The organism is Helicobacter mastomyrinus (assembly GCF_039555295.1).
Lineage (GTDB): Bacteria > Campylobacterota > Campylobacteria > Campylobacterales > Helicobacteraceae > Helicobacter_C > Helicobacter_C mastomyrinus.
On the sequence record NZ_CP145316.1, the window covers coordinates 2079495 to 2090509 of the forward strand.

Here is an 11015-nt window from a genome sequence, read left to right on the forward strand (position 1 = left end):
GACTGCCCTCCAAAGTTTTAAAATGAACACAAATAAATCGGTAAAAAAAATTTCCTTTAAAAAGATATATTTATTATGATGGATATTTTTATAAATAAAATATGGAATATTTTTATATATTTAATTATCCTAGAATGATAGATTTTTCTTGTTTTGAAATGATTTCTCCTATAATATTGGCTTGCTCTATACCGGTTTTGCGAAGTTCATAGACAAATTCCTTTGCCTCACCAAAAGGCAGGGCAAAGAGTAGCCCCCCTGATGTTTGTGCATCATAGTAGTAAATATCATCTTCTAGACTACATTGTATGGATACATATTGTTGTAAAGTCTTTTTGTTTTCATACGAACCACCCGGCACAATACCTACTTGAGCAAGTTCCTTGATACCATCAAATAATGGAATCTCTTGTGTATAAAAAAGCATACTTTTTGCCTCTATGTGATGGGGTTGCTCTGTCTTAGGAGCCCGACACATCTCAAGTGCGTGTCCTATTAACCCAAATCCCGTAATATCTGTGCAAGCGTGGATTTCATAACTTTGTGCGATATGTGCTGCATAAAGATTGAGCATAGACATAGCTTGTATTACTTGAGCACTATCTTTGAGACTACGAGCCTTAATAGCAGTAGTGAGAATCCCGCTTCCCAAAGGCTTGGTAAGCACGAGTGCATCACCAATTTGCCCGGTGTGATTACGCCACATAGAATCTTTATGCACGATGCCATTAACCGATAAGCCATATTTCTGCTCTTTGTCTTTAATAGTATGTCCGCCAAGCAACAATGCGCCAGATTCTGTAATCTTATCTAACCCACCTCTAAGAATGGCATTAGCTATATTGCTATCAAAATGCGCGCTATCCCACATGAGCAGATTCAACGCACTTAAAGCCTTGCCTCCCATCGCAAAAATATCACTCAAGGCATTTGCTGCGGCAATTTGCCCATAGATATAGGGGTCATCAACCACAGGCGTGATAAAATCCACGCTTGAGAGGATAGCATACTCGCTTTCATTGGAAAGTAGCATAGCTCCGCAGTCCTCATTACCCTCAAATCCAGCGAGCAAAAGAGGATTAGGCTTTTGGCTAAGCCCGCTAAAGATTTGTGATAAGTCTGCCAGACCCACTTTAGCTGCTCAACCCGCACATTGAATATGTTGGGTAAGTTCGTAATCCGCCATAGATAGCCCTAGAATGAAATGAGGCTATCGCTTATAAGCATATTTTGTATGCTCTCAAGCGAATTGCCTATCATACCGACTTTAAGCCGCTCTGTAAGAGCAAAATAGCTCAAACACGACCCACAAGAATAGATTTCAACTCCTTGCTTTTCAAGCTCTTTGAGGGCTTCTACAATCTCTGTGTTATCCACCTCTTTGTTATCGGTTGTGAGTAAAACGCCGCGATTGATAAAGAGAATCTTTTGAGGTAGTGCATCAGCATTGAGTAGGGATTTTAAAAAACCATTAACGAGCATACCGCCTAGCTCTCCATCCCCCACTCTATCGCTTTTGAAAAGCATCATTTTAGGCACGATTTTCTCTTTGCCCTGTTTTGTTTTTTTGTCTGTAATCTTACCCTTAAGGATAATCATAAACTGCTCATCGCGCCCAAAGCCCATTTCAAACTCAAAGCCCTCTGATTTTAAGAAACGTGTGAGATTCTCCTTAGAAGATGGTGTATTGCCAATAATCTCATAGCTATGAAGCTTTAAGGAATGCTCATTCACGCCTAAAAGCGCCTTTTTTGCTTTGATAACAGGCTCGGGACAAGGGAGATCACGCACATCAATTTGTATGGTATTATTCATCATAATCCTTTACTCCCTTATTTGTAAGGGCATAGAATCTAAATAGAATTGCCTTAGAGGATTCTGTAATACGACTTCATACAAAACCTCAAGGGTAAAAAAGTGATAATACACTTTTATGGATTAAAACTTCTTTAAGCAAAAGTGTCAAAAGGTCGTGCTTACTTTTATATAAAAACATTTTTATTGTTTTGTTCAATGGTATCAATAGCATTCATACCAATGAGAGTATAATATTGGGTTTAGCACTTTTGTCTTAAGTGCTTTGGCAATAACATATTGCTCTGTAAAAATCTTTTAGCCTAAGTGAGTTTTACTAAAATTTATACTGATACATAAATCATTTCTAAACTACCACAGGTGCAGAAAGAGCAAATCTTTTATCTTATGTAGGCTTTATTGGGATTATAGAGAGTGGGTAGATAATCCCTTAAGCAAAAAGAGGTAAAACTTTTGTCTTGCATATTCATATTAAAGTGCCTACCTTATTTATAAAAAAATCAAAAGTGATAAAAAAAGGGAGTGTTTTGAGATGTTGGTGTCAAAGAAAGACGATGAGTTTTTTGTTAAAATAACACTATCTGCTTTCTCACCCACTTTGTGGTGCGGAAAAAGAGAATTAAGGAGGCGTTACTACCTCCGCTCTTTTGGGGCTGGAGGGTAAACCCCTTTTGCCTTTGCAGGATTACATCTTTTTGCGATAAAAAGAAGTTATCAAAGTATTAAGATAAATATTTTTTTGAGATATTAAACATCAAACCGAACTCATCGTTTTTTAGCAAAAACAGCAAACAAGATTCTAAATTTGAATCTATTTACAAGCAAAACATATCTTTTAACTTATATAAAATAAATCATACGATAGTGCATACACGTCTAAGCATTCCTTGGATTACCCTCTTAACTTCACACTTGCAAAATCTCTTAAGGCATCATAAGGGTGATAAGAGCAGGTAATCTAGTAAATGATATATAAGGAGGAGTGAGGTATATATTGCCAAGCTAACCTCACTCTTGTGCTTTAGCACTAGTCCATACTTACACATTTATGCCCTTCACTAGATATACTGCTCACTCCTGATAGAAAAAAGAAAACATAAAAGAATTTCAAACTTTAATAAAGTTGATATTTGTTAAAAAAAGAATCAAGTAAAAATAAATACTTATGAGTAGAGTCTTAAAACTCAAATTTTATCGTATAGAGGAGGGGGTTAAAGCTGATTTAGTTTATAAATATTCCATATCTAGAGCATTTAAGAAGCCTCTTTTCTGCAATTATCTCAATTTTAAGGACTATGAATTGAATAGTATTTATTGTTTGCATTATGAAATATTATTAAAATATAACTTTTCTCACACTTTTTAATTTTCACTTTAGTTTTCATTTGCTATTATCAGCTATTCATTTGCAAATCATTCTTATTATTGTTTGTAAATGATAGTATCACTTAAAATTTTCAAGGAGGAACAATGAAAATTATTCCGTATAGCACCTTAGTAGCAAGTTTGCTAAGTAGCTTTGCAATCGCAGATTCGCTAGATTCAGCAAATAACCAAATGGGGGGGGGGCATAGCCAAGAATCAAGTCAAAATGTAGATGATGAAAATGTCCGCAAGGTTAATCTAGGGCGCTCTGTGGTAAGTGCTTCAGGCTATGAGCAAGATATAAAAGATGCTCCGGCAAGTATAGCCATTATCCCACGTGAGGAAATACTCACTCGCCCTATTAGAGACCTAGGCGATGCGGTGCAAGATATTCCGGGTGTGTATGTGGAAGCCGGAAAAACAGGGGGTAATACCATTTCTATGCGTGGGCTTGGCTCAGCTTATACGCTTATCCTTATTGATGGCAAACGACAAAATGTCGCTCAAGGCTTTGATGCTAATGGCTTTAATGGCACCTTTACTTCCTTTATGCCTCCTGCTAGTATGATAGAGAGGATCGAGGTTATTCGAGGACCTGCTTCTATCATCTATGGAAGCGATGCAATGGGTGGGGTGATAAATATCATTACTAAAAAACATAGCGATAGATTTAGCGGGGGAATCCAACTTGAGACTACACTTTCCCAACATCCTCAAACCTTTGGTCCTCAATATGGAATAAATGGCTATATGAATATCCCTCTTATAAAAGAAATGCTTTCTTTGAATCTTCGTGGAGCCTACAAATGGGGTGGGCAAAATGCATTTTATGAACCCGGTAAGGGACCCCATACACCTATCACATATACATCAGGCAATAATGGCAGCGTAAATTTTAGCAATCCATATTATAATTGGTCTGCTACAGGCTATACCCAATGGAATGCCGGAGGACGGCTCAACTTCACGCCTAATAAAAATAATTATATCTACTTAGATTCTGAAGTATTCTTTGCACGGACAGGAAGCCTCAAAACATCATCAAGCAGCATTACTGCGGTAAGAGATTTCTATAAATTTAATAATATTTTAAGCCACACCGCAGATTATGATTGGGGTAAAATCAATAGTTATATACAATATAGTCAAACACAATGGGCTTCTCACGCTGATACCAATAGCACTTGGGGTAGTGGGCTTTGGCCAGGTTCATCAAAAGGAAATACCGTAGATTGGGCGAATGGACGATACAATCGAGACCTTATTTTTCAATCTACCTTTACTGATGATTTTGATTTTGGTAGAGCAGGAAGCCTTATCTTTAATGGTGGAGTGTATTATATATGGCAGCAGCTCTATACTAAAAACAATGGCTTTAGAAGAGATATGAATCAAGTAGCCCTTTTTGCCGAGGGTGAATATCTCATCAATCAATACTTTAGCACGACTCTAGGCTTACGCTACAATTACAGCGATATTTTTAAGGCTATCCCTAATCCTCGATTCTATGTGAATTACAATCCTACCGATTGGCTTACTTTTAAGGCTGGCATTGCCACAGGGGTGCTTGTGCCACAGCTTAGCTATCTCTATGAGGGTTATACGTTAAGCACCGATAGGGGTAACAATAACACAACCACGGCATCTTATGGTAATAAAAACCTAAAGCCCGAGCAGAGTGTGAGCTATGAGCTAAGCGCTATTCTTGATACTGAACCAGCTATGCTAATATTAACCGGATTCTATACAGATTTTAATAATAAAATTTCAAGCGTTACAGGCATTCAACCCGGAACTACTATCGATGGTGTATTATGTGATGCAGCGGGTGCTAATCAATGTGCCTTTTATCGCAACCTTGATAGTGCTATGCTCACAGGAGCAGAGACAAGCTTTAAGCTAAAGCCTATTTATGGAATCTCTCTTGATGCAAGTTATGGATTTACTTATTCAAGAACACTTAGTGTCTCTAATGCAAATCAAGAATTTCTTGTAGGTGAGCCTATAAACAATATTCCTAAACATAAATTTACCATTAAGCCAAACTATCACTATAAGAACTTTGATGCCTATATTCGCTGGAGTGGTAACTTCCAAACACCCACTTCCGCAGTGCAACAAAGCAGTCTTGCTACAAGTGCGCGAGGACTTGTAGGGAAGTATTATAAAGATTATCAGTTAGTAGATATTGCGGCTACCTATAAGTTTAATAAAACTTATGCCCTCACTTTTGCGGTGAATAATCTCCTTGATGTGAAATTCTATGATCCAGATAATTTGATTACTTATAGCAGTGGAAGGGGTGGCACATCATATATTAATCCCTATCAAAGAATCTTGCCCGCAAGAGCATATTGGATAAGTTTTAGGGCGGATTGGTAACTTTTTGCTTTGTTATTGCGAGGTGAGAGCAAAGACTAATAAAGTATATATGTGAAGCGTTTGTCCTCACTAGTAAATCTATATTTTCCTGTGATTGCAAGGGAATCTTAGAAGAGCCATCTGTCTTTGTTTATAGATTATTTTGGGGGCATTACCCTCGCAATGATGAGACGATCCATTTGTTATTATGAGAGTTAGAATAGGATGGAGGCAACCAACATAAAACTTGTAGTTCCCCATCATCGCGAAAAATAATGAGAATTTATTCATTATTTTGGTATTGCTCTAAGGTAATTTGATGATAAATTTCACACATAGCTCACATTATTTAGATAAGATTGTGAGTATTTATATTATTTCAAAGGAAACTCCATTATGAAACTTCATCGCAAACTTTGGATGCAAATCCATTTATACCTTAGTCTTTTTTTTCTTCCTGCAGCATTGATTTATGCTATTACAGGAGCACTCTATATCTTTGAGATACGGCAAAATTCAGGGGCGACTATCACTAAAATCCCTCTAGATTTAAAGCCTAAAAAAGGTGAAGAAAGAGATTTTATCATCAATGTGCTAGAAGAAAATAATCTTAGAATCCCAAGCAATACAGAAATTAAAATGGCTCGAGGAAATCCAAGTATGGGGAATGTCAAGTATTCAGCTACGATAATGAATGACCAAAAAGAAGGCTTGATACTTAATGTGGTAGATAGAAACCTCTATGGTGTGCTGATGATGATGCACAAAAGCGGGGGGACAAAATTTGAGCTCGGGGGCTTTAAATTCACATTTTTGACTTTATTGCCGTGTGCTTTGGGCTATCTATGATACTTTTCTATCTCTCTGGGCTTATTATGACTTCATTTTGCAAGGGCAAACGTAAAAGTGGCTTTGGAGTAATGGGAATAGGCTTTATCGTTACTATCTTGGCTATATATTTTAGCGTGTAGCCTTACTATAAGTCTACATTTTAGAGCTTATCTTATATATGTTTACCTCTTAAATCTATAACATAGCGTTATAGATTTAACTTTGAGTATATTATTTTATGAAACTATAAGACAAAAGTTTATTGTTTTTGTGAAAAGAGTTACAACCCAAGGAGCGATACGGGCACCTTGAGTACACTTTTTTTTACTTGAGACATAACATTATGATTGATATTTGGCGTTAATTCTAATCCTCCCGCATGCACATCATTAGGGAAAAATACCGCTAGATCCCCACTTGTTAGAAGTATATTGCTACGACAGGGTGTGTTGATAGATTCATCAATAGGAAAAGGGCGACATACTTTTGGCAAAGTAGTTTTATGATTGCTAGTTTCTATATGTAAAGCCTTGTAATGCGAATATAAGCTGTATGGTAAGGCATTATCATATACAATTAAATCTCTACTTTCATCATAGGGAATCTTCACATCAAACGCGCTCCTATCACCAATACACATATATTCATATCCCTCTACCACAAGTTGAAAGTCAATAAATGCGCGATGTGTCTCAAAAAACGCATTTTTAGCTTCTTTAAGATGATAGGTTTGCTCGATGGCTCGCACACCTTGTGAGAGTGCATAGCTCACTTCTTTGCGTTCCTGCCCTGCTAAGTCAAGTTCAATAATCCTTTTATGTATGCTATGGGTAGGGTTTGTAGCATTAAGCATATAGTCTTTTGCTTCTTTAAGCATAGGATAAGCCTTAAAAAACCAATCAAGTTGGGTGAGTTTACCAATAATTGCCATTTATTGCTCCTTTGTGTAGGTTATGTGTCTATAGATTTGTGCTTCACAAGTAAGTGCCACACATTGCGTTTTTAAGTGCTATGCTCCTTTGCAATAAGAGGATTAGCACTCTTTGCTTTTAAATGTAAAAAATGAAGAAAAATATCGCGCAGAGTAAGAATATCCTTTATGGATACACGTTCATCTATGGCGTGGATTCTATCATTTGGCACACCAAGTTCTATCACATCTATCCCATATTGTGCGAAAAATCGCGCATCACTTGTACCCCCGCTTGTGCTTAATGTAGGTGTGATTTGTGCTGTATGCTTAATCGCCTCACAAAGTGTTTGTATGAGAGGGCTATCCTGCCGCGTGATAAAGGGTAATGAGCTAACTTTAAGGCTTAGCTCATAAGGCAGTGAGCTAAGCACAGAATCAATATAAGTCCGAATAGAATCTACATTGCTTAAAGGCGAATATCTCACATTAAACATTATTTTAAGATTCTGCGGCGTTACATTTACCACCTCCATACCGCCACGAATGTCTGTTATGACTAGACGTGTGGGCGTAAAATACTCATTTCCATTATCTAGTGCTGCACCGGCTAATGCACCAAGCCTATCTCCTAGCAATTCTATGGGATTGATACATTTTTCCGGATAGGCTACGTGCCCTTGCTTGCCTTGAATGGTGAGTATGCCATTAATTGAGCCGCGTCTGCCAATTTTACACATATCACCCGTGCGTTGAATGCTCGTAGGCTCGGCGACAATACAGCTATGAGGGAGCAAAGATTCCCTCTCTAGCTGCTCAAGCATATATTTTGTGCCATAAATGCCTTCACCCTCCTCGTCGCTTGTAAGCAAAATAGAAAGCATTAATGTAGAATTTTCAAAAGACGAAGATTCTAAAAAATCGCAAATCGCGCAAATAAACGCACTTATGCCGCCTTTCATATCTTGTGCACCACGACCGCAGATATAGCCCTCTTTTTCCAAGCCTGAAAATGGCTCAAAAGACCAATTTTCTCCCGTAGGCACGACGTCAATATGCCCAGCAAAGCATAAATGAAAAAGTGCGCTTTTATCAGTATTTTTAGGCATTATGGCAAAAAACAGATTTTTCACTCCTGCTTTTTCTTGCTCGATGATGAGGCTATCAAGCCCTTTACTTTGCACGATGGGTTGGAGCTTATCTAAAATATGCTTGTAAATCCCACATTCTTTGGGTGTGATGGTGGGATAGGTAATCAATTCTTGTAAGAATGTAATAGGCATAGGCAATCCTTGATGATGATTATTTAGAGAGGTTTTGGGTTTATTCATCGCTCTCCTTTGGGTTGTGGGCTGTAGATTCTGTAGGATTTGTCTGTGTAGGGATAATCTCCGCTCCTAAAGACCTATAAATGCGCCCTACACGACCAATGAAGTTTGGGCTAAGGTGCAAGTCCTCCCTATAAATGCTATCATCTATATAAAAAATTTTAGCCTCTAAAAGCACACTTTTGGCTTCTCCTAGCTCTAAGACATCATACAAATCGCACATAAAAGCGACTTTTACACCTTTAGGTATAGGAGGATAGCCTGATTGCACGATTTCAAGCGGTATGTCAAATTCAATTGCCTCACTCATATTAAACTCAAGCTCCGCGCTACTATTATGCAATGCTTGAATATGCGAAATTTCGCACATACTGATACTTGCTTTGTGCGTGTGAAAGATATTTTTAAAACTATCTTTTTCTAATCCATCGCTTTTTTGCATCATACAGATAGAAAAAATAGGCGGATTCACACTAATAGGAGCAAAGAAGCTAAAAGGCGCGAGATTTACTCCACCATTGGGGAAAATCGTGCTTACCCACGCAATAGGTCGCGGCGTGATCGTATTACTCAAAATTTTATAATGCTGTAAGGGTGTGGTTGAATGTGCTTCAAGTATCATTATTTAGCCTTTTGTCATTATTTTTTAGCAGATTTATAGTGTGAGTGATAACCTCCTGTGGTGTGATAAGCGTCATACAACGATGATGAGTGAGGGGACATTCACGCTTTTTGCACGGCGCACAAGGCACATATTTGCAGAGTAGCACCCATTGTGGAGGATTTTCTATAATGTGAGGGGATATAGAATCTTGCGTATCTCGCATATTTGCAGCACTTTGAATCTCTAAAGTGTGATTTTGTGCCAGGGGAGCGGGGCTATAAGGGGCTGTCTCATCAATATTTGTGGGTCCAAAGATAGCTATCATTGGGACATTTAAGGCAGCAGCAATGTGCATAGGTCCGCTATCATTAGTGATAAACACATTCATCGCGCCGATGTAGTCAATAAGCTGCGTGAGGCTTGTTTTATCTGTGAGATTATGAAAAAACTGCGCCTGTGGGTGATTGATAAAAGATTGGGCGATTTCTACATTCGCGCGGGATTGCTCACTTGAGCCAAAGAGATAGACATCATAGCCTTGTGTGAGAAAATGCTTAATAATATCAATAAAATATGATTTTTCCCAACATTTTGCACTGCCAAAAGCGGCTCCGGGATTAATCCCTATAGCATAACTTTTTGTAGGGAGCGTGATAGGCGAGGAGATGAGATGAAGCGGCTGTGTGGCAAGGTAGGTAAGAATCTCATCGTGCGAGATTTTTATATGTGAGTGATTAGAGAGATTTATAGAATTTTTTTTGTTTTTATCTTTTTTATATGCAAAATCTTGTATAAAATCTGCGCTATTCTGGGTTTTGATCGCATAATTTTGCACTTGTGATAGTGGAGTGATAAGTTCAAGGTATAAAAGCACTTGGTGTTTGAGTTCATTTTGATGATATTTGTGTAAAGTAAGTGGGTGAGAGAGGAGGAAGTTTCGGGCATTTTTACCATAGCCTATACGCAAAGGGCTTTGCTCAATACAAAAGCAGGGCAGAAAAAAGGTATTACTAAAACTAATGGCAATATCGTGTGTGCCTATTTTATTAGCAAGTGCCTTTGTGGCGATGATTCTACAAGATGCGGCTTTGGTATTGTCTATAAAAATGGCTTTCACGCGTTTATCTCGCTCATAGATTCCACAACTCGCTTTCGTGCCTACAAGGGTAAAGTGCGCTGTTTCAAAGCTTTTTTAAGCCATTCAAATGCTGGAGATACCATCACACTATCGGCCTAGCCAATTCTGGCAGGCGTAAAGAGAATGCTTTTAACTTGAGATGTGTGGATATGGCGTATATCTTTTGTAAAAAACACTTTTCCTTGCACTCCGTATAGTGATATTTTAGACTTTGATTATAAGCGTGTTGCTTAGCTAAAAAGCTAAAAATCTGTTAGCAAAGGCATAATTTTCTTAAATTACTTTTGGAACTCATAGTTAAAATAAAATATTTTTAAGGTAGAGATGAAAACTTTTATAAAATTTGAAGTAAAGGCATTGCTGCTAGGAGGTTTTGTAAATGGCGTTGGTTGCCCTCGCACATTGAGTGGATTCAGAGATAGATTGCCTAAAGAGGCACTCGCAAAGACTATTTTATTAAACAAATTAAGTGCTGTATTTATGAGCTTCCGACTGGCTTTGTGCCTATTGAAACGCCACATTTAGAATATGCCGATGTGTTAGTAAAGCAGGGCAGCGATGAGATACAAAAAGAGCTATATCGTTTCAAAGACCACGGGGGCGGGATGTCGCTTTGAGATTTGATTTGACCGTGCCTTTAGCGCGCTAACTGTATCGCAATAT

The 11015-nt window shown here is 38.0% G+C and carries 9 protein-coding genes and 1 pseudogene; 4 read left to right on the forward strand and 6 right to left on the reverse strand.

The window, feature by feature from the left end; translation table 11 throughout:
* Positions 1 to 124 precede the first annotated feature (124 nt).
* Positions 125 to 1132, reverse strand: a complete 1008-nt coding sequence (gene selD, locus V3I05_RS10580; protein ID WP_343353598.1) for a selenide, water dikinase SelD — start codon at positions 1130 to 1132, stop codon at positions 125 to 127.
* Between the two features lie 62 nt (positions 1133 to 1194).
* Positions 1195 to 1815, reverse strand: a complete 621-nt coding sequence (yedF, locus tag V3I05_RS10585; RefSeq protein WP_343353600.1) for a sulfurtransferase-like selenium metabolism protein YedF — start codon at positions 1813 to 1815, stop codon at positions 1195 to 1197.
* 1470 nt (positions 1816 to 3285) lie between these two features.
* Here yedF and V3I05_RS10590 point away from each other — a divergent pair.
* From V3I05_RS10590 to V3I05_RS10600, 3 genes are all read left to right on the forward strand, one after another.
* The gene (locus tag V3I05_RS10590; RefSeq protein WP_343353602.1) at positions 3286 to 5562 is read left to right on the forward strand and encodes a TonB-dependent receptor domain-containing protein; all 2277 of its coding nucleotides are present in this window, start codon (positions 3286 to 3288) and stop codon (positions 5560 to 5562) included.
* A 375-nt stretch (positions 5563 to 5937) separates the two neighbouring features.
* A complete protein-coding gene (locus V3I05_RS10595; RefSeq protein WP_343353604.1) occupies positions 5938 to 6390 on the forward strand; it encodes a hypothetical protein in 453 nt (150 codons plus the stop codon).
* A complete protein-coding gene (locus tag V3I05_RS10600) occupies positions 6387 to 6512 on the forward strand; it encodes a hypothetical protein (protein ID WP_343353606.1) in 126 nt (41 codons plus the stop codon). Before V3I05_RS10595 ends, V3I05_RS10600 begins: the two co-directional genes overlap by 4 nt.
* Positions 6513 to 6652: 140 nt before the next feature.
* On the opposite strand, the gene V3I05_RS10605 is transcribed toward V3I05_RS10600, so the two are convergent.
* The 4 genes from V3I05_RS10605 to V3I05_RS10620 form a co-directional block, all read right to left on the reverse strand.
* Positions 6653 to 7303, reverse strand: coding sequence for a YhcH/YjgK/YiaL family protein (locus V3I05_RS10605; RefSeq protein ID WP_343353608.1), 651 nt, complete (start codon positions 7301 to 7303; stop codon positions 6653 to 6655).
* A gap of 71 nt (positions 7304 to 7374) precedes the next feature.
* The gene (dapE, locus tag V3I05_RS10610) at positions 7375 to 8565 is read right to left on the reverse strand and encodes a succinyl-diaminopimelate desuccinylase (protein WP_343354266.1); all 1191 of its coding nucleotides are present in this window, start codon (positions 8563 to 8565) and stop codon (positions 7375 to 7377) included.
* A 40-nt stretch (positions 8566 to 8605) separates the two neighbouring features.
* Positions 8606 to 9232 (reverse strand): flavin reductase family protein, encoded by a 627-nt coding sequence (locus tag V3I05_RS10615; protein WP_295699534.1) that lies wholly within the window; start codon positions 9230 to 9232, stop codon positions 8606 to 8608.
* On the reverse strand, positions 9222 to 10331 hold the full coding sequence (locus tag V3I05_RS10620; protein ID WP_343353611.1) for a glycosyltransferase family 9 protein: 1110 nt from the start codon (positions 10329 to 10331) through the stop codon (positions 9222 to 9224). Before V3I05_RS10620 ends, V3I05_RS10615 begins: the two co-directional genes overlap by 11 nt.
* Before the next feature lie 381 nt (positions 10332 to 10712).
* On the opposite strand from V3I05_RS10620, the pseudogene V3I05_RS10625 reads away from it, so the two are divergent.
* Positions 10713 to 10998, forward strand: a pseudogene (locus V3I05_RS10625) (ATP phosphoribosyltransferase regulatory subunit); the annotation flags it as partial.
* Positions 10999 to 11015: the final 17 nt, after the last annotated feature.

What these genes read in the sequence shown, in the direction of transcription:
- yedF (WP_343353600.1), bottom strand. Translation starts at nt 1,815, where the DNA reads ATGAATAATACCATACAAATTGATGTGCGTGATCTCCCTTGTCCCGAG.
- V3I05_RS10590 (WP_343353602.1), top strand. Translation starts at nt 3,286, where the DNA reads ATGAAAATTATTCCGTATAGCACCTTAGTAGCAAGTTTGCTAAGTAGC.
- V3I05_RS10595 (WP_343353604.1), top strand. Translation starts at nt 5,938, where the DNA reads ATGAAACTTCATCGCAAACTTTGGATGCAAATCCATTTATACCTTAGT.
- V3I05_RS10600 (WP_343353606.1), top strand. Translation starts at nt 6,387, where the DNA reads ATGATACTTTTCTATCTCTCTGGGCTTATTATGACTTCATTTTGCAAG.
- V3I05_RS10605 (WP_343353608.1), bottom strand. Translation starts at nt 7,303, where the DNA reads ATGGCAATTATTGGTAAACTCACCCAACTTGATTGGTTTTTTAAGGCT.
- dapE (WP_343354266.1), bottom strand. Translation starts at nt 8,565, where the DNA reads ATGCCTATTACATTCTTACAAGAATTGATTACCTATCCCACCATCACA.
- V3I05_RS10615 (WP_295699534.1), bottom strand. Translation starts at nt 9,232, where the DNA reads ATGATACTTGAAGCACATTCAACCACACCCTTACAGCATTATAAAATT.